The organism is Flavobacterium branchiophilum FL-15 (assembly GCF_000253275.1).
Taxonomy (GTDB): Bacteria; Bacteroidota; Bacteroidia; order Flavobacteriales; family Flavobacteriaceae; genus Flavobacterium; species Flavobacterium branchiophilum.
In genome coordinates, this window is the sequence record NC_016001.1 from 2089074 (window position 1) to 2108444 (window position 19371).

Genomic DNA, 19371 nt, shown 5'->3' on the forward strand with positions numbered 1-19371 from the left:
GATTTCAAAAGACCCTATCCTTTTTTTAATTAAGACATTATTTGTATTTTTGTTAAAAAAATATCAATTTATTAATTAAATATATTTTTCTTACTAAATACTGTGAATAATATGTGTTTAAAAAAGTAAAAAACAACAATTAGGTTGATAATATACAATACAAAAATTAAACAATTAAACCATAAATTGATTTATTTATAAAATAATTTATACAAAAAATATGAAATTAAGTACCTATTTATCGGATCGACTTCGAGCGGTTTATTTAGACGGATATTGGATAGCCAATACCAATTTTAAAACGCAATTGGAACTTACCAATTGGCAACAGGCAACACAAAAATTAGACAATCTCAATACCATTGCGGCATTAATATTTCATATTAATTATTATTTAGAAGGATTGTTAAATGCATTTGACAGCGGAAAAATTGAAATCAGCGATGCTTTTAGTTTTGATTGTCCGCCCATACAATCTGATGCTGATTGGAATAATATGATAAGAATATTTTTAGATCATGCCGAAAAATTTTCTGTTTTAGTTGAAAATTTAGATGAAAGTGTATTTGAACAACCATTTTTTGACGATCAATATGGAAGTATGATCCGAAATATTGAAGGGGTTATTGAGCATAGTTATTATCATTTAGGACAAATTGTTTTGATTAACAAATTATTACAAAAAAATAATAAGTAACAGCTTAATATGATAAAAAAATTTAATTTTTTATCATTATTAGTTAATAAATTATCACTTTAGATACGAATTAGACTAAAATAAATTTTTATTTTTTCATCATAAAAATAATCTAAAATTTATTAATACATTAGAAATATATTAAATAAAAAAATATGGTTGATTTAAAAAAACAAGAAGAACGCATAGCAAAAATGACATTTGCAAAAGTTTATCCACTATATGTAGCAAAAATTGAAAAGAAAAACCAAACCAAAAAAGACTTGGACCACATCATTACTTGGCTTACTGGTTTTGATGAAAATTGCATACAACAGCACGTAAAAAACAACATTAATTTTGAAACTTTTTTTGATCATGCAGTACTAAATCCAAATGCAAAACTTATCAAAGGGGTTATTTGTGGCTATAGAATAGAAGACATTGCAAGCCCATTAGTTCAAAAAGTTCGGTATTTAGATAAACTTGTTGATGAATTAGCCAAAGGAAAATCATTAGACAAAATATTAAGAAAATAGTATTTTTAATTTTAAATTAATAAATAATTATTTTATTTAATGAAAATATTATAAATTTCATTTTAAAATATTTGACAAAATAAATTGCTTCCTACAGGACATCCAAAGTGCCACTTTCGATGCCAATAGCACTTTATTCCCGTTTTAATATTTTGATATGGCCTCTATTGATATGGGTTCCGTTTGCAATATTAAAATAGAAATTAACCACGTAAATACTTACATTAATTTTAATTAAAATAAACTTACAAATACATATAGCAATGTCCTTTTCGATACCATAAGGTAATCGAATGCGTTTTTTATGTAAAAAATTTCTTAAAAAAATTCCATTTTACAAATCCAAATCATCTATTTGAAAACTATTCAAAAAAGCTATTGCATTTTCAATATCATAATGCAATATCCTATCTTGCTCAACAATTGGCACAACTTCTCTAAATGATTTTACAAACATTTCAATAAAACCAGACGATTTTAAAGGGTGTCTAAAAGTCAGAGCCTGTGAAGCGTTCATCAATTCGATGGCTAAAATTCGTTCTAAATTTTGCATGATTTTGAAAGCCTTGGTGGCAGCATTTGCCCCCATACTCACGTGGTCTTCCTGCCCGTTTGACGATACAATACTGTCTATACTGGCTGGAGTTGCCAATTGTTTGTTTTGACTTGCAATGCTTGCAGCGGTATATTGCGGAATCATAAACCCTGAATTTAATCCTGGATTACTTACAAGAAAAGAAGGCAAACCTCTTAATCCAGACACTAATTGAAATATTCGTCTTTCAGAAATACTTCCTAATTCAGACAATGCAATAGCCAAAAAATCAAGTGCTAAAGCCAATGGTTGTCCATGGAAATTGCCTCCTGAAATAATTTGATCCTGATCGACAAAAATGTTTGGATTGTCTGTAACAGCGTTAATCTCTGTTTTAAAAACTTTCTTACAATAATCAACTACGTCTTTTGATGCTCCATGTACTTGGGGCATACATCTAAAAGAATATGGATCTTGGACATGATTTTTCTCTTGAGCAATTATCTCACTTCCTTCTAAAAATGCAAGGATACGGTTTGCCGTAACAATTTGTCCTTTATGCGGCCTAACCAAATGGATCAATTCATTGAAAGGGTCTATTCGTCCGTCAAAAGCTTCAAGAGAAATGGTGCCAATCAAATCGGCCAAATAAGCCATTTTTATTGACTTTAAAGTTAAATATATACCATAAGCACTCATAAATTGGGTCCCGTTTAACAAAGCCAACCCTTCTTTTGATTGCAAAACAATAGGTTGCCAACCAAAATGATGCAACACCGTGGCTGCTGGTGTTTTTTGACCTTGAAAAACCACTTCGCCTTCGCCCAAAAGTGGTAATGCTAAATGGGCCAAAGGAGCCAAATCGCCAGAGGCACCAAGTGAACCAAGGGTATATATTACGGGCAAAATATCATGATTATAAAAATCAATTAGCCTTTCAACGGTTTGAAGCTGCACCCCCGAATGTCCATAACTTAAGGATTGAATTTTTAAAAACAACATGATTTTAACAATTTCAGTTGGAACAGGATCTCCCGTGCCACAAGCATGTGATTTAACTAAATTTTCTTGTAATTTTGTTAAATTTTCTTCTGAAATTTTCACATTACACAACGAACCAAAACCCGTGTTGATCCCATAAATTGGGGCTGTATTTTGAGCCATTTTCTCGTCCAAGTAGGTTCTACACTTTTTTATTTGAAAAGCGGCCTCTTCAGACAATGCTATTTTTTTTGATTCCAATACCAGATCCTGAATTGTTTGAAGCGTTAGTATTTCGGATGAAATATAATGTGTGTTGTCCATTTTTTTGATTGAATTAAAGTCCAAAATTCCATAAATCTATCCAAATAAACAAATAATATGTTAATTATATTTAAAAATATTTTCGCTTTCTATATTTATTAAGGAGTTAAATTTACATATACTTAAAATAACTACTTTATAACCAATCAATTTTAATATATTCGCAAAAGTAAAGTGAATGTTTTTGAAAACAAAAATTAAACCCTACTTTTGCTTCATCAATTTTGATATCCTAGAAATGAACTTTTGTAGCAACTTTTTTACTTCTTATAATGCAGCCACTATTTTGGTTGCCATTATTGCTACAACAATTATTATTACCCCATTAGGGGTATAAATTCATCATATAATCCATTTTATGTATTTTTTCAACAAACGAAAAAATCAATTCGACAGTATGATATACTTAATAAATCCTTTATATAAAAAAATAAAATGAAAGTTTTAAAATTTGGCGGTACATCCGTAGCAAACGCAACAAATATAAATTTAGCCCTTGATATTGTAGAAAAAAAATCGGAAAATGACCGATTGGTCGTAGTAGTTTCTGCTTTAAGTGGTGTTACAGACTTGTTAGTACAATCGGCACAATTGGCCTCTGCTAATAATAAAGATTACGAAAAAATTGTAGAACAAATTTTACAAAAACACCAAGAAGCCATTTTGAATTTGATTGACAAAGAGGCACAACAAGCGCTATTAGAGCTCATTCAAAAAAACATATCCCATCTCAAAACCCTTTTAGACGGTTGTTACCTCCTTGGTGAATTATCTGCAAAAACAGCGGATACAATTTTAGGATTTGGCGAATTATTTTCATCTCAAATCATTGCAAAATCATTACAACAACGTCAAAATAATGCCACTTTCAAAGACAGTCGCGAGCTCATAAAAACCAACAACCATTTTGGAAAAGCAGCCGTTGATTTTGACATTACAAATCCATTAATAGCATCCTATTTTAAGGAATCAAATGCTAACATAACATTAATGCCCGGTTTTATTGCCTCATCTGTAGATGGATTTGCAACAACTTTAGGCAGAGGAGGTTCTGATTATACCGCAGCCATCATAGCGGGTGCCATACATGCTGCTGAGTTAGAAATTTGGACAGATGTAAATGGTATGTTTACTGCCAATCCAAAAATAGTCAAGCAAGCCAAACCCATCGATACTATTTCCTATCAAGAAGCTATGGAATTATCACATTTTGGGGCCAAAGTCTTGTATCCGCCAACTATTCAGCCTGTTTTGAAAAAAAACATTCCAATTTGGATTAAAAACACTTTCGATCCAGAAGCTGCTGGAACATTAATTACTTTGAAAGCTGCAGATAATGAAAATCCAATTAAAGGAATTTCACACATAGACGGCATCAGTTTATTAACTTTGGAAGGCCCAGGAATGATTGGAGTTTCTGGTTCGTCTAAACGTTTGTTTGAAGTTTTGTCCCATGAAAATGTAAATGTCATTTTTATTACTCAAGCGTCTTCAGAACATTCCATTTGTATTGGAATTTTAAATAACGATGCTCAAAAAGCCGAAATAGCCATCAATAAAGCCTTTGAAATTGAAATCAACCAACATAAAATCAACCCTTGTTTGGTAGAACAAAATTTATGTATCATGGCACTTGTTGGCGAAAACATGAAAAACCATCAAGGTATTAGTGGCAAAATGTTTAGCACTCTTGGCAAAAATAATGTAAACATTAGAGCCATTGCACAAGGAGCTTCTGAAAGAAATATCTCTGTTGTAATTGAGGAAAAAGATGTAAAAAAAGCACTAAACGCAATCCATGAAACTTTTTTTGAAGATAATGCCAAACAATTGAACCTTTTTGTGATGGGAGTTGGCAATGTTGGTGAAAAATTTATAGAACAAATAAGACAACAAAAGAAATTTTTAAAAGAAAATCTTAGAATTAATTTGAGAGTTATTGCCTTGTCAAATTCTCGAAAAATGCTTTTTGACGAAGAAGGTATTGCTTTAAAAGATTGGCAAAATAGTTTACAAAAAGGTGAAATAGCAAATCAAGAAGTATTTATTGAACGAGTAAAAAACTTGAACTTTAGAAACAGTATTTTTGTGGACATTACTGCCAATGCTGCCATAGCTCAAAACTATAAAGATTATTTGAAAAAAAATATTGCTGTAGTTACTTGCAATAAAATTGCTTGTTCGTCTCAATATCAAAACTACAACGAACTCAAAACATTGTCTCGAAAATTTAATGCCCCATTTTTGTTTGAAACCAATGTGGGTGCGGGTTTACCAATAATAGATACACTAAAAAACTTGATAGCTTCGGGCGATAAAGTACACAAGATTCAGGCAGTATTGTCGGGAAGTTTGAATTTTATCTTTAATAATTTTAATGAGAATAACCCATTTCATGAAGTTGTAAAAGAAGCTGGTGTTCAGGGTTTTACAGAGCCCGATCCAAAAATTGATTTGAGCGGAGTAGATGTGGCCCGAAAAATTCTAATTTTGATTAGAGAAAGTGGTTATCAAATGGAAATTGAAGACATTGCAAACGAATCGTTTATTCCACAAGAATGTTTAGCAACTACCTCAAATGAACAATTTTTTGAAACTTTAATTAAAAATAACGAGCATTTTCAAAATATTTATAAAAATGCCGTTTCAAAAAACTGTCGATTAAAGTATGTAGCCCAATTTGAAAACGGAAAAGCAAATGTCGGATTACAATTAATACCTTCAGATCATCCATTTTATAATTTGGAAGGCAAAGACAATATCGTGTTATTTTTTACAGACCGTTATGTCGAACAACCTTTGTTGATAAAAGGAGCTGGAGCTGGGGCAGCCGTTACGGCATCTGGAATATTTGCAGATGTCATTAGAATTGGCAATAGATAAGCTAATAAAAAATTGTAACTAGTGTATTACAAAAAATTAACATCCAAAAACACAATATTTTACGTAAGAAAAATTACAAATTAATTTTAAATATAATATTGTGTTTTTTGAAAAAATTTGTTTTTTTTGCAAAATAAAAATATGTAAGTAAAAAATAATGGTTTTCTATTCCTAATTTATGAAATTGAAAATCGTTATATCAATCAATTAGTATGGTATTTTATTTATAAATACAACACAATTAATGTAATTATAAAGTATAATACATTATTAATGAAGGATTTAAAAATAAAATAATAATATAACATGCTATAAAATATATTCCATTATGAATGAAATAAAAATATTTTGCCCTGCTACCATAGCCAATTTATCATGTGGGTTTGATGTATTAGGACTTTGTTTAGAAAACATTGGCGACGAAATGGTTATCCGAAAAACCACAGCAAAGGGCATTAAAATTTCAAAAATAGAAGGGGCACAATTGCCACTAGAAACAGAAAAAAATGTGGCTGGAGTAGCAGCATTGGCTATCTATAATGCCGTAGATGTAGCTTATGGTTTTGAAATTGAAATTTATAAAAAAATAAAAGCAGGAAGCGGTATTGGAAGTAGCTCTGCTAGTGCAGCAGGAGCCGTTTTTGGAATAAATGAACTTTTGGGTAGGCCGTTTACCAAACACCAATTGGTAGATTTTGGAATGAAAGGCGAGGCAGTGGCTAGTGGTAGCGAACATGCCGATAATGTTGCACCATGTGTTTTGGGTGGATTTACGCTTGTTCGGGGTTATAACCCGCTAGATGTCATTCGGATAGATAGTCCAAATGAGTTATGGGCTACGGTCATCCATCCGCAAATAGAATTAAAAACCTCTGAAATGAGGGCCGTATTACAACCCATGATTTCCTTAAAAAGTGCCATTACACAATGGGGCAATGTTGGAGGATTAATTGCTGGATTGTACACCTCTGATTATGAACTCATTAGCCGTTCATTACACGATGTAGTAGTAGAACCGTTGAGAGGTAAATTTATTCCAAATTTTGAAGAGGTTAAAAAATTGTCTCTCGAAAACGGAGCTTTAGGAGCTGGTATTTCTGGCTCTGGCCCCTCAATTTTTGCTTTAAGCAAAGGATTTGACACGGCTCAAAAAGTAGCCAATGGCATGCAAACAATTTTTGAAAAAACTACCATTCCGTTTGAAATTCATGTATCCAAAATCAATGCGGCTGGCGTTACTATAATTGAATAAACACAACTAACACAAATTATTTTTTACAATGAAATATTATAGCTTAAATAGACAAGCAGCCCAAGTAAGTTTTCAAGAAGCTGTTATACAAGGACTTGCACCAGACAAAGGGTTGTATTTTCCTGAAAAAATTACCCCATTATCGACTACTTTTTTTGAAAATATAGAAAATTTGTCTAACGAAACCATAGCTTTTGAGGTCATTAGGCAATTTGTTGGTGACGAAATTCCTGAAATGGATTTGAAACAAATTATCAAAGAAACATTGTGTTTTGATTTTCCGACTGTAAAAGTAGAAGAAGGTATTTATTCATTAGAACTCTATCATGGGCCAACTATGGCTTTCAAAGATGTTGGTGCCCGATTCATGTCGAGATGTATAGGCTATTTTAATAAAAATAATGCCAACTCAAAAAATACAGTTTTAGTAGCCACATCGGGCGATACAGGTGGAGCTGTTGCAAGTGGTTTTTTGGGTGTAGATGGCGTAAAAGTAGTGATTTTGTATCCTTCGGGAAAAGTAAGCGACATTCAGGAACGACAATTGACTACCTTGGGACAAAACATTCAGGCGCTAGAAGTGGCAGGTGTTTTTGACGATTGTCAGGACATGGTAAAAAAAGCCTTTTTAGACGACACCTTGGCCCACCATAACTTAACTTCGGCCAATTCGATTAATATTGCACGTTGGTTGCCACAAATGTTTTACTTCTTTTTTACTTACAAACAGTTAAAATCTATGGGCAAGCAAATGGTTTTTTCATGTCCTAGTGGCAATTTTGGCAATATTTGTGCAGGTATCATGGCCAAAAAATTAGGATTGCCAATCAAACATTTTGTTGCGGCTACCAATATAAATGACACAGTGCCCGAATATTTATCCACAGGCATTTACAACCCAAAGCCATCCAAAGCTACAATGTCAAATGCAATGGATGTTGGTAATCCAAGCAATTTTGTTAGAATCCAAGAAATGTACCAACATGATTTGAATGAATTTTCAAAAGATTTTTCGTCTTTTTCCTATAATGATTTAGAAACAGCGCAAATTTTAAAGGACGTTTATAGTAAAACAGGTTATGTTGCAGAACCACATGGTGCTGTAGGTTATTTAGGTTTGAAAAAAGAAATGCCCAATCATGAAGGAGCAATTGGAATCTTTTTAGAAACAGCACATCCAATCAAATTTTTAGATGTTGTAGAACCCATATTAAATACCAAGTTAGACATACCTGAACAAATTGAAAGCGTATTGAACAAGGAAAAAGTAAAAACACCAATAAGAACATACAACGATTTGAAAAATTTCTTAGATTTATAACACACAAAAATAGGTGTTTGATTAATGATTTCTTAATAAAATATATTAAAATTGATTATTAAAAAAAAAAATCCATATTTTTAAATAATTGATTAAAATTCGATAATTTTGCAAAAAAAATCAACCTTAGTTTTTAGGTATTTGAAATTAAAAAAAAGTTTAAAATTTAACAAAAAAAAACCTCTTATTTAAAAATAAATAATATTTTTGAAAAGTTAAAAAAAAAGTTTTTTTTGGACCCAAATAGCACAAAAAACTGTTGGTACAATAAAAAGAGAATATAAAAAAACAACCTATAACGAATAAAGATACATTTATGAAAAATACTGCTTTAACAACTATACATGAAGCTTTAGGTGCAAAAATGCTTCCATTTGCTGGATTTAATATGCCAATATTGTATGAAGGAGTCAATGCAGAGCACGAAATTGTAAGAAATGGAGTTGGTGTATTTGATGTGTCTCACATGGGTGAATTTTTGATAACAGGAAAAAATGCTTTAGATTTAATTCAAAAAGTTACCTCAAACGATGCTGCTGTACTTACAAACGGACGAGTACAATATTCGTGTATGCCAAATGAAACGGGCGGTATAGTAGATGATTTGTTGGTATATAAAATAGCAGATGAATCCTATTTATTGGTTGTAAATGCGTCTAATATAGAAAAAGATTGGAATTGGATATCCAGTCATAATGATATGGATGCCAAAATGGTAAACGCATCAGACGACTATTCATTATTGGCCATTCAAGGACCAAAAACCATAGAAGCCATACAGTGTTTGACGAGTGTTGATTTGTCTCAAATTGCCTATTATCACTTTCAAATAGCAGATTTTGCAGGATTTGAAAATATCATGATTTCGGCAACGGGTTATACGGGAGCTGGTGGATTTGAAATATATTGCAAAAATTCAGAAGTAGAAACCATTTGGAAAAAAGTATTTGAGGCAGGAAAACCTTTCAATATCAAACCAATTGGGTTAGCAGCACGCGATACTTTAAGATTAGAAATGGGTTTTTGCTTGTATGGCAACGACATCAACGACACCACTTCGCCATTAGAAGCAGGATTAGGATGGATTACAAAATTTAATAAAAAATTCATCAATTCAGAAGCATTAAAATTACAAAAAGAACAAGGAGTTTCAAAAAAGTTAATTGCATTTGATATGCAAGAAAGAGCAGTTCCAAGACATGATTATGAAATTGTAGATGCACAAGGCAATCAAATAGGAATTGTAACCTCGGGAACAATGTCGCCATCTCTGAATAAAGGCATTGGATTAGGATATGTAACCTCACAAAATAGCACAATAGGTCATGAAATTTTTATTAAAATTAGAAAAAACAATGTTTTAGCAAAAGTAGTTAAACTACCTTTTTTAAAAATAATAGAAAGTCAATAATAATAAAATAATTCAAATCTAAAGTTCTGTTACGTTATGTTACTCTTAAAATTAAAAAACACTTATTATGAAACAAGTAGTACTTTTTATTGCCTTATTTATTAACTTTACCATATCTTGTTTGGGACAAGATTATAAAAACCCGACGGTTTATTTGAATAGAATAGGAGAAATTCAACAAGTAGTAGCCATGCACACTTGGCAATTGAACAAAACATTGGCTACACTAAACCATGATCGGATTGAAAAAGAAAGACTTTCATTTGTAAGAAGTTTAGAGGGTATCAAAATCAAAATTAAAAATTTAGACAGAGGTTTTGAAGGAGACGTTACTTTTAGAGACAAATTATTAATTTATTTGAATAATATTCAATTGTATATCAAAAATGATTATGGTGAATTGATAAATACATATCCTGCTTCTACACTTTCATTAAAAAATATGGAAACCTATATTGAGGCCGAAAATATTTTTAAAAAGAAAATGTCAGCTGAAGTAGCAAAACTAAATGAAGAGCAAAAAATATTTGCTCAAAATCATGGCCTAAAAATTATTAAAAACAATTCTGAAGTAGGTAAAAAACTTGCCGAATCTAATGAATTTTTTGATTATTCAAAATCATTATATCTTATATTTTTTAAATGTAATATTACTGAAAGTCAAATGACTTCCGATTTTGACAGTAAAAATTATGAAGAATATCGTAAAAATGCTGACTTTTTCAAAAAATATGTAGAAGATGCTAAAGTAAAATTAAACAACATTGGCGATTATAAAAATGACAGTACACTGAAAAAAACCGTATTGAACATTGTAACCATGTATGATAATGAAATTAAAATGTTGCTCCCAACTATTAATGAATATATTACAAATTATAAAAATTTTACAGATTACGATAATATTTTTAAAACAAAAATAAAAAATAAAACACAAACTGATATCCTCATGTATAACGATTTATTAAAAAAATTAAATACTTCGATTACAAATTACAACAGTTTGAATTCCAGATTCAATGTGCAAAGAAAAGTGATCAAACAAAGCTGGGAAGAAAATCAAAAATCATTTATAGATAAATACACTCCTTTAGATTAACATTAAAATAATTTATAATAAAATACATAGTATAACACAAGATGGGAAGAGCGTTTGAATTTAGAAAAGGTAGAAAAATGAAACGTTGGTCTGCAATGGCCAAAACATTTACAAGAATTGGAAAAGACATAGTGATGGCCGTTAAAGAAGGTGGGCCAAATCCTGATGCCAATTCCAGATTACGAGCCGTTATTCAAAATGCAAAAGCGGCAAACATGCCAAAAGACAATGTAGAAAGAGCCATTAAAAATGCCAGCAACAAGGATACTGCCAATTATAAAGAAATTCTTTTTGAAGGATATGCTCCACACGGTATTGCATTATTAATTGAAACCGCCTCTGACAATAATAATAGAACTGTAGCCAATATTAGAAGCTATTTTAATAAATGTAATGGAACACTGGGAACTCAAGGCTCCGTAGAATTTATGTTTGATCATACTTGCAATTTTAGAGTGCCTAAAGATAATTTAGATCCCGAAGAATTAGAATTAGAATTAATTGACTTTGGTGCAGAAGAAGTATTTGAAGACGAAGATGGTATTTTGATTTATGCCCCGTTTGAAAGTTTTGGAGCCATTCAAAAAGAACTGGAAAACCGAAAAATAGAAATTTTATCTTCTGGTTTTGAAAGAATTCCTCAAATTACAAAAGAATTGACAGAAGATCAAATTGCTGACGTAGAAAAACTTATAGAAAAAATAGAAGAAGATGATGATGTTATGAACGTTTACCATACCATGCAAGAATAAAGACATTTAAAAAAAAATCCCAATTTTTATGTAAAATTGGGATTTTTTTTTGACAAACATTCAAAAATTCAGTACGTCATATCTATTATATTTTGGGGCGTTCCCCAAGGGTCGGGCTATTCGTTTCAATCTTTTTTGCCCCAAAAAGAGGGGCAAAAAAGGATTTCCACTGCTATCCCTAACGCTATTGAACGTATATAATAAAGTTATTAGTATCAAATAAATATTCTTTTTTCGATATAATTTTAAGGCAAATCTTTTTTTTTAATTCAACTTCCAAATCAATGAAGGAGTGATGAAAAATTTTCGCTCTAAACTATCAGTATATAAATCTTTCTTTACAATTGGTACACCAGCATATACTCTAATTTCTATTTGATCTTTCAATTGATAATTAAATTGAACCACCCCATTTGCTGATAAACCTTTTGTGCCTTCAACATCGTGGTAGCCATTTCCTGGATAATAGGGATTGGTTCCATTATTTGTATTGTTGTACCGATCATTTCTCAGTCTATAAAAACCAGTAATACCCAAGTTCAAAAACATGTCGCTAGTATTGATGACTTTATATCCTAATCTGGTATAAAAATCGCTAGAATATTTAATTTCGTTTGTAGCATGATAATAATTTGAAACTATGGCTTGATCTTCAGGATTATTTTTATCCAACCCAAGTCCCCAATAGCTTGGAAAAAAATAATTTCGATTTCTAATAGTCAAAGGCTGAATGTATCCAAAACTGGCATTAAAATAGTCATTTGCAAATGTATAACCCACAAAAATGTCTAATGTACCTCTATTCCCTTGGTATTCCATAGGCAAAATGGTTTTTTTACCATTAGCTGGGTTTTCTACTTCTTTTTTGGCAAAGTTCAAAGTAATAAGCGTTCCAAAATTAATATCGCTAATAAAATCACCATTTTTATTCAAATGATAATCACTATTAAAATTGATCTCGTTCAAAGTAAATACTTTTGCCAAAACACCAGATGTATAGCTTGTTTTTAGTCTGAATTGTGTAGCAAAATTTTCTTGAAAATTGTTTGAATATGTAAATGATTGGCTAATTAATGTTACATTGTTCTTACCTGTTGCATAGCCTAAATCGACACTTACAAAATGCTCGTCATTTTGAAAACTATTGGATGGTACTATCGACCCCATACTCGTAACACCCTGGTCTCCAGAACCTTGTGCAAAGTATTTTGGTGTAATAAAAACTAGTATTAATGTAAATTTTAGTATAAATTTGGTCATTGGGATTATTTTATCTGATTATTAATTTTGCAAATTTACACTATTTTTTTATTTGATGTTATTTCAAAATCAATAAATCCGTATATTGTTTGCAATTGTTTGATTTCGGATGATAATTTCTTTAAAAAATTTTGATGCGATTCAGAATTGATATTAAATGGTTTATGAAGTAAGCCTTTTTGAATTTTATATACTTGTTGCATCGTTTTTTCACAACTTTTTGATATACAAGTGTTTACAAAATGATTCCAAATATATTCAATAGCTAATTCATTGGGATGCAGCATGTCATTTGCATAAAATCTATAATCCCGCAACTCATCCAAAAGGATTTCAAATGCTGGAAAATAATAGTTTTTGGGGTTGTTTGTTTCAAACAATACCTGGTGCAAGGCTGCAATTAAATGCGATTTACTGATTTGATTTTCGATAAATCCATCTTTCAAATGCCTAACAGGCGATATTGTAAATATAAAATTACAATTAGGATTTAAAAAACGGATCATTTCTATTGTTTTATGAATGCTTTGTGCTATATCTGCTATGGATAATATTATTTTTTCAAAAAGTTGTTGAGGCATTTTATGGCAATTGGCAACCACAGTGGCAGTTTCTTTCAATTGATATACCCATGATGTGCCATAAGTAATTACTATATGATTTGCAATTTGCACTTGGTTTTTCAAATCCAATAGTTTTTGGTTACAATTTTTTAAAAAATCCATGGCATTTGGATGATTTAGTTCCGAATGTATTTCATAACAATGCCAACAATCATTTTGAAAAAACACATCATTTTCTGTAAATTCTACATTATTGATCGCTCTTTCTAATAAATTTTGAATTGAAATGGGATTGAAAATTATGCCGAATGGATTACAAACCGATTTGAATTTATAAAAATCTAATTGTTGAGCTATATTTTGAGCAAAACAAGACCCCAACAATAACAAGTTGGAGTGATACTCTATTTGAAAAGTATTGGGCTGGATTTGTATTTTGGTAGAAAATTGCATATTTTGATAATTCAGAATAAATCACAAAGAAACAACAGAAATTTACAATAAAAAAGCCTTTGATATACAAAGGCTCTATAATTGTTGGTGTTTATTTTTTACGCCTATTGCGTTCTGTTTTAATCAAATTCAATTCACGACTGGTTTGACCTGCCACCGATGTATTTTCTTCTGCCCGTCTGATCAGATAGGGCATAACATCTTTTACGGGGCCAAAAGGCAAATATTTTGCTACATGATAGCCATTTGCAGCTAAATTATAAGAAATATTATCGCTCATACCATACAATTGACCAAACCAAATTTTTGTAGATTGGCTTGGAATGTTGTTTTGTTGCATCAAATCCATTAATTTATAGGACGAAATTTCGTTATGGGTGCCTGCAAAAATAGCCATTGTATCCAAATGTGCCATCATGTAAGCAACTGCTGCATCATAATTTTGGTCTGTGGCTTCTTTTGAGCTGCAAATTGGCGATGGATATTGATGGTCTAAAGCACGTTGGATTTCTTTTTCCATATAAGCACCTCGAACGAGTTTCATACCTATATGAAAATGGTGTGCTTTTGCTTTTTCATGTAATTGTTTTAAATAATCCATTCTATCCCAACGGTACATTTGTAAAGTATTGAATATCAATGCTTTATTTTTATTAAATTGTACCATCATTTTTTCGACCAATGCATCTGCAGCATCTTGCATCCAGGATTCTTCACCATCAATCAATAGAGCAACATCATGATCAAATGCGGCCTGACAAACTTTTTGAAAACGGGCTTCTACCCTATCCCATGCCGCACTTTCTTCGTCAGAAAAAGGAATGTTGGCCCCTTTTTTTTCATATAATTCAAATTTTCCAAAGCCTGTTGGTTTAAAAACGGCAAATGGGATGGATTTTTTTTCTTGGGCAAAAGAAATGATTTTGAGGGTCATATTCATGGCATCGTCAAAATGCTGTTCGTCTTCTTTGCCTTCAACAGAATAATCTAAAACAGATGAAACTCCTTTAGCATACATTTTATCGACAACGGGCAAACAATCATTTTCATTTACTCCACCACAAAAATGGTCAAAAACGGTGGCTCTAATCAAACCTTCTACGGGTAAATTTGCTTTTAAAGCAAAGTTTGTTACAGCAGTTCCAATGCGAACTAGTGGTTGGCTGTCGATCATTTTGAATAAAAAATAAGCTCTTTCGAGTGCTGTATCACTCTTTAGTGCAAAGGCAACTTGGGTGTTATCAAAAATTTTTTCCATAAAATATATTATTGTAACAACAAATATAAAGATGTTTTTTAAATAATTGCAACAATTCAAACGATTTCGGTTGATAAAAATGAAATGAATAGTCGAATTAATTTTTGATAATAAAAATAAAATGAAAAAAAATAAGGATTTAAAAAATATTGCATAAAAATCAATTATTGTTAATAAAGGAACGTCATAAACGATGTAATTTGATATTTTTGCAAAATTATTTAACAATATTCAATAAAAAGCACAAAAAATTAATTGTTCAATAAAAATAAAATTAAATCATTGAGAATATTATTTTTGTATATTTGCAAAATTAATATATTTATGCAAAATTTATATACATGGAGATTTTAGCCTGCCCAAAATGTCAAAACACTACGTTGTCTAAAAGTGGTGTAATTAATAGCAAACAAAGGTACTTATGCAAAAAGTGTAATTATTATTTTACAGTAAATAAACTAGGGAAAAAGATAGATGATTACTATGTTACAAAATCGTTACAACTCTATTTGGAGGGGCTTAGTTACCGTGAAATTGAGCGTATTATAGGGGTTTCACACGTTACGATAAGCAATTGGGTAAAGGCTTTTAAGATCAAAAAACCGTCTCATGGCAACTACCACCCCACTTATAAGATATTTAACCATACAGAGTTGGTTGAATTCATCAAAAAGAAGGAACAATTGTCTGGTGCGGGGATGATAATTACAGAGCTTGGGGACAAGTTTATGCTAATAAAATGGGAACGTTTCAAGGATTAACTATATCATTTTACAAAATAATATATATCTTTTTTTTTAATAAATAAAAATGTTGAATTTGGCACTGTTAAAACAAACCAAAACAATAACTAAAAATTTTTAAAATGAAAAAACGTTACTTAGTACTTTTAGCAGGTTTAGCGTCTCTAAAAGGAATTTCGCAAACAGCTCCAGCTGCTCCAGCTGCTGCACCTGCGGCAAATGATTATAGCCTTTCTTGGTATGGATTTGTTCGCACAGACTATATTTGGGATACCCGAAAATCTGCTCAAGTAAGAGAGGATCATTTGAATTTATATCCATTGGACGAGTCAATCAATGGTGGAGATGGTAAAGACGCTAATGCTGTTGGGCAATCAAACTTTTTATCTGTTGTATCAAGACTAGGAGTAAAAGCCAAAGGACCAGATGTATGGGGAGCAAAAGTGAGTGCTACTTTAGAAGGAGATTTCTTTGGAAACTTTGAAAATGCAGCTGCAAATTCTTCATCAGTTGGTTTATTAAGATTACGTCATGCGTATGCTCAATTAGATTGGAAAAAAACCTCTTTGACAATGGGTCAAACTTGGTATCCGACTTTTATTCCTGAAGTATTTCCTGGAGTAGCTAACTTTAGTACAGGAATTATGTTTAATCCTTTTGGATGGGCATCACAAGTAAGATTGAAACAAAGTTTAAGTAAAGATGTTGCTGCTGTGTTTACAGCTTATAAAGAAAGAGAATTTACAACTTCTGGCCCTGGAACACAAAACTCGGCATCTATCAATTCTGCACTTCCATCTTTAAATGCACAATTGCAATATAAAAATAAAAACTTATTTTTAGGAGCTGGTATTGAATACAAATCATTACAACCAAGAACCGACAATGGTTTAACTGGTACAAGTAAAATGATGACAACTAAAAAAGCCAATAGCACTACATTTTATGGATATGGAAAGTATGCAAACGACAAAATTACCATCAAAGCTTATGGAATATCTGGTGGCAACATGTTCAATATGGTAATGCTTGGTGGATATATTGGTTCTACAACTAATGGAATTGAAACATACGAAGCTACAAAAGCAACTGCTTTTTGGATTGATATTGCAAGTAATGGTAAATCTGTGGCTCCAGGATTGTTCTTTGGTACAACAAAGAATAATGGTGCAGACAACGCAGGAACAGTGGCTTATGGAAGAGGAATTGGTGTAAACGGTGCCAGAATGGTAGATAACGTATGGAGACTTTCTGGAAGAGTAGATTTTAAGAAAAATAAATTTAGAATTTCACCAGAATTAGAATTAACTTCAGCAGATTGGGGCGCTTCAGATGCTTTTGGAAAAGTAACAGGTGCTACTACATCAGTAAGCAATTTTAGAACTATGTTATCTTGTGTATATACTTTCTAATAAAAATATTAAAAATAAACCAACTAAATTAAATTAAATACATTAACATTATGGAAGAGAATAAAAAAAGCTCCTTGTGGTCAGTAATCGGGGCATCTTCGGTAGGTACCATGATCGAATGGTATGATTTTTACATCTTTGGTAGTTTAGCTACTATTATTTCAACTAAGTTTTTCCCAACAGACAATCCAACTGCGGGATTCTTATCAACACTAGCAACATTTGCTGCTGGATTTGTAGTTCGTCCGTTTGGGGCATTGTTCTTTGGTCGTTTAGGCGATTTGATTGGTCGTAAATATACTTTCATGGTAACATTAGTGTTAATGGGGGGTGCTACTTTCTTAATTGGATGTATTCCTAGTTATGCTACTATTGGATTTATGGCTCCTACATTAGTATTAATCCTTCGTTTGCTTCAAGGTTTGGCTCTTGGTGGAGAGTATGGTGGTGCTGCTACTTATGTGGCAGAACATGCTGGAACAGGTCAAAGAGGATATTGGACTTCTTGGATTCAAACTACGGCTACTATCGGATTGTTTATCTCTCTTTTAGTTATCATGAGTACCAAAGCCTCTATGAGTAAAGAAGCTTTTGAAGATTGGGGTTGGAGAGTACCGTTTTGGGTATCTATCTTGATGATTTTTGTATCGTACTTGATTCGTAAAAACATGGGAGAATCTCCTGAGTTTGCAAAAGTAAAAGCTGAAGGTAAAGTTTCTACAAATCCATTAAAAGAAAGTTTTGGTAACAAATTGAACTTCAAATTTGTATTGTTAGCTTTATTTGGAATCGTTATGGGGCAAGGTGTTGTTTGGTACACTGGACAATTTTATGCCATGAGTTTCATCGAAAAAGTAATGGGTGTATCAGACCAAGTTGGAGATATTATGATGTATGCTATTTTGATGGCTACTCCTTTCTTTGTAGTATTTGGATGGTTATCTGATAAAATTGGAAGAAAATGGTTGATGCTTGTAGGAATGTTAATTGCTGTGGTGATATACAGACCAGTTTATAGAGCGATGTACGAAACTTCAAACATCAAAAACAAAACTGAAATCGTTGAAAAAACAGTTAAATTAGCTGAGTTGAAAGAAAACAAAGACAAAGCAATGGATTCTGTTTATACAACTACAAAAGAGTTTACCGATGGTGCTACTTATAAAGAAGTTAAAACTGTAACTTTAGAAAATGGAAAAGCCAAATTGGGCGATGATGGAAAAGTAAAAGCAGTTACCAAAAAAACTGTTAAAATCAATGATTCAGACAAATGGACTTTGGTTTGGTTAGTATTCATTCAAATCTTTTTAGTAACTATGGTTTACGGGCCAACTGCAGCTTTCTTGGTTGAAATGTTCCCAGCAAAAATCCGTTACACTTCTATGTCATTGCCATATCACATCGGAAATGGAATTTTTGGAGGATTATTGCCAGCAGTAGCTACATCTCTTGTGGCAGCCGCTACAAAAGCCAACGAAGCAGCCACTGCAGCTGGTGAAGCATTGCCAGTAGCCGAACCATATTTACAAGGACTTTGGTATCCAATCATCATTGGTGCTGTATGTTTTGTAATCGGAGTTATTTATGTAGATGGTAAAAGTTCTGCTCATAAAAACTAATCAAAAAAATATTTATAACTTATAAAATTAAAAATTATGAACTCCATAAAAAAATTATTAGGCATCGTATGGATTATCCTTGGATTAGCTGCTACCTACTTCTTATTAGTTGATCAAGCAATTCCAAAATTCAAATCAGGAAAACCAGAAGACATGATTCCTGCAATTATCTACAGTTTTGTATTGGCACCAATTATTGTTGGTGGATTAGGAATCTTTGGATGGTACTCATTATCTGGAGAATACAACAACTTAGAAGAATAAATTTTTATCACAAAACAATCTCTACA

General features: G+C 31.7%; 16 protein-coding genes. 12 read left to right on the forward strand and 4 right to left on the reverse strand.

From position 1 onward, the window contains the following. The first annotated feature begins 220 nt into the window (after positions 1 to 220). Positions 221 to 697 carry a DinB family protein gene (locus FBFL15_RS08985; RefSeq protein WP_014084295.1) on the forward strand — a complete coding sequence of 159 codons (477 nt, stop codon included), beginning with the start codon at positions 221 to 223 and terminating at the stop codon, positions 695 to 697. Between the two features lie 155 nt (positions 698 to 852). Then, positions 853 to 1215: a DUF2200 domain-containing protein gene (locus FBFL15_RS08990; protein ID WP_014084296.1), complete on the forward strand. Its 363-nt coding sequence runs from the start codon at positions 853 to 855 to the stop codon at positions 1213 to 1215. Positions 1216 to 1549: 334 nt separating this feature from the next. On the opposite strand, the gene hutH is transcribed toward FBFL15_RS08990, so the two are convergent. Beyond that, complete coding sequence (gene hutH, locus FBFL15_RS08995) at positions 1550 to 3055, reverse strand: histidine ammonia-lyase (RefSeq protein ID WP_014084297.1); 1506 nt, start codon at positions 3053 to 3055, stop codon at positions 1550 to 1552. 435 nt (positions 3056 to 3490) lie between these two features. On the opposite strand from hutH, the gene thrA reads away from it, so the two are divergent. The 6 genes from thrA to FBFL15_RS09025 all read left to right on the forward strand — a co-directional run bounded on the left by thrA (position 3491) and on the right by FBFL15_RS09025 (position 11773). After that, positions 3491 to 5938, forward strand: a complete 2448-nt coding sequence (gene thrA, locus FBFL15_RS09000) for a bifunctional aspartate kinase/homoserine dehydrogenase I (RefSeq protein WP_014084298.1) — start codon at positions 3491 to 3493, stop codon at positions 5936 to 5938. 328 nt (positions 5939 to 6266) lie between these two features. Then, entirely contained in the window at positions 6267 to 7190 is a 924-nt protein-coding gene (locus FBFL15_RS09005; RefSeq protein WP_014084299.1) for a homoserine kinase, read from the forward strand. Positions 7191 to 7218: 28 nt separating this feature from the next. Continuing rightward, positions 7219 to 8511, forward strand: coding sequence for a threonine synthase (gene thrC / locus FBFL15_RS09010; protein ID WP_014084300.1), 1293 nt, complete (start codon positions 7219 to 7221; stop codon positions 8509 to 8511). A 316-nt stretch (positions 8512 to 8827) separates the two neighbouring features. After that, positions 8828 to 9922 carry a glycine cleavage system aminomethyltransferase GcvT gene (gene gcvT, locus FBFL15_RS09015; RefSeq protein WP_014084301.1) on the forward strand — a complete coding sequence of 365 codons (1095 nt, stop codon included), beginning with the start codon at positions 8828 to 8830 and terminating at the stop codon, positions 9920 to 9922. A 67-nt stretch (positions 9923 to 9989) separates the two neighbouring features. After that, a complete protein-coding gene (locus tag FBFL15_RS09020; RefSeq protein ID WP_014084302.1) occupies positions 9990 to 11021 on the forward strand; it encodes an LIC11966 family surface protein in 1032 nt (343 codons plus the stop codon). A gap of 41 nt (positions 11022 to 11062) precedes the next feature. Further along, positions 11063 to 11773, forward strand: a complete 711-nt coding sequence (locus FBFL15_RS09025) for a YebC/PmpR family DNA-binding transcriptional regulator (RefSeq protein WP_014084303.1) — start codon at positions 11063 to 11065, stop codon at positions 11771 to 11773. 264 nt (positions 11774 to 12037) lie between these two features. Here the strand turns inward: FBFL15_RS09025 and FBFL15_RS09030 are convergent, their stop codons facing one another. The 3 genes from FBFL15_RS09030 to FBFL15_RS09040 all read right to left on the reverse strand — a co-directional run bounded on the left by FBFL15_RS09030 (position 12038) and on the right by FBFL15_RS09040 (position 15307). Next, complete coding sequence (locus FBFL15_RS09030; RefSeq protein WP_014084304.1) at positions 12038 to 13033, reverse strand: hypothetical protein; 996 nt, start codon at positions 13031 to 13033, stop codon at positions 12038 to 12040. Between the two features lie 35 nt (positions 13034 to 13068). Continuing rightward, complete coding sequence (locus tag FBFL15_RS09035) at positions 13069 to 14049, reverse strand: GSCFA domain-containing protein (RefSeq protein ID WP_014084305.1); 981 nt, start codon at positions 14047 to 14049, stop codon at positions 13069 to 13071. A gap of 91 nt (positions 14050 to 14140) precedes the next feature. Then, positions 14141 to 15307: a proline dehydrogenase family protein gene (locus FBFL15_RS09040; RefSeq protein WP_014084306.1), complete on the reverse strand. Its 1167-nt coding sequence runs from the start codon at positions 15305 to 15307 to the stop codon at positions 14141 to 14143. A 341-nt stretch (positions 15308 to 15648) separates the two neighbouring features. On the opposite strand from FBFL15_RS09040, the gene FBFL15_RS09045 reads away from it, so the two are divergent. From FBFL15_RS09045 to FBFL15_RS09060, 4 genes are all read left to right on the forward strand, one after another. Then, entirely contained in the window at positions 15649 to 16068 is a 420-nt protein-coding gene (locus FBFL15_RS09045; RefSeq protein WP_014084307.1) for an IS1/IS1595 family N-terminal zinc-binding domain-containing protein, read from the forward strand. A gap of 104 nt (positions 16069 to 16172) precedes the next feature. Beyond that, the gene (locus tag FBFL15_RS09050; RefSeq protein ID WP_014084308.1) at positions 16173 to 17462 is read left to right on the forward strand and encodes a hypothetical protein; all 1290 of its coding nucleotides are present in this window, start codon (positions 16173 to 16175) and stop codon (positions 17460 to 17462) included. Between the two features lie 50 nt (positions 17463 to 17512). Further along, on the forward strand, positions 17513 to 19081 hold the full coding sequence (locus FBFL15_RS09055) for an MFS transporter (RefSeq protein WP_014084309.1): 1569 nt from the start codon (positions 17513 to 17515) through the stop codon (positions 19079 to 19081). A gap of 36 nt (positions 19082 to 19117) precedes the next feature. Then, positions 19118 to 19345, forward strand: a complete 228-nt coding sequence (locus tag FBFL15_RS09060) for a DUF6814 family protein (protein ID WP_014084310.1) — start codon at positions 19118 to 19120, stop codon at positions 19343 to 19345. The last annotated feature ends 26 nt before the right edge of the window (positions 19346 to 19371 follow it).

Bases quoted from the DNA above. Each gene is read 5' to 3' on its own strand.
- FBFL15_RS09020 (WP_014084302.1), top strand. From the start codon at position 9,990: ATGAAACAAGTAGTACTTTTTATTGCCTTATTTATTAACTTTACCATA.
- FBFL15_RS09005 (WP_014084299.1), top strand. From the start codon at position 6,267: ATGAATGAAATAAAAATATTTTGCCCTGCTACCATAGCCAATTTATCA.
- FBFL15_RS09055 (WP_014084309.1), top strand. From the start codon at position 17,513: ATGGAAGAGAATAAAAAAAGCTCCTTGTGGTCAGTAATCGGGGCATCT.
- FBFL15_RS09030 (WP_014084304.1), bottom strand. From the start codon at position 13,033: ATGACCAAATTTATACTAAAATTTACATTAATACTAGTTTTTATTACA.
- gcvT (WP_014084301.1), top strand. From the start codon at position 8,828: ATGAAAAATACTGCTTTAACAACTATACATGAAGCTTTAGGTGCAAAA.
- thrA (WP_014084298.1), top strand. From the start codon at position 3,491: ATGAAAGTTTTAAAATTTGGCGGTACATCCGTAGCAAACGCAACAAAT.
- hutH (WP_014084297.1), bottom strand. From the start codon at position 3,055: ATGGACAACACACATTATATTTCATCCGAAATACTAACGCTTCAAACA.
- thrC (WP_014084300.1), top strand. From the start codon at position 7,219: ATGAAATATTATAGCTTAAATAGACAAGCAGCCCAAGTAAGTTTTCAA.
- FBFL15_RS08990 (WP_014084296.1), top strand. From the start codon at position 853: ATGGTTGATTTAAAAAAACAAGAAGAACGCATAGCAAAAATGACATTT.
- FBFL15_RS09035 (WP_014084305.1), bottom strand. From the start codon at position 14,049: ATGCAATTTTCTACCAAAATACAAATCCAGCCCAATACTTTTCAAATA.
- FBFL15_RS09040 (WP_014084306.1), bottom strand. From the start codon at position 15,307: ATGGAAAAAATTTTTGATAACACCCAAGTTGCCTTTGCACTAAAGAGT.
- FBFL15_RS09045 (WP_014084307.1), top strand. From the start codon at position 15,649: ATGGAGATTTTAGCCTGCCCAAAATGTCAAAACACTACGTTGTCTAAA.
- FBFL15_RS09060 (WP_014084310.1), top strand. From the start codon at position 19,118: ATGAACTCCATAAAAAAATTATTAGGCATCGTATGGATTATCCTTGGA.
- FBFL15_RS08985 (WP_014084295.1), top strand. From the start codon at position 221: ATGAAATTAAGTACCTATTTATCGGATCGACTTCGAGCGGTTTATTTA.
- FBFL15_RS09025 (WP_014084303.1), top strand. From the start codon at position 11,063: ATGGGAAGAGCGTTTGAATTTAGAAAAGGTAGAAAAATGAAACGTTGG.
- FBFL15_RS09050 (WP_014084308.1), top strand. From the start codon at position 16,173: ATGAAAAAACGTTACTTAGTACTTTTAGCAGGTTTAGCGTCTCTAAAA.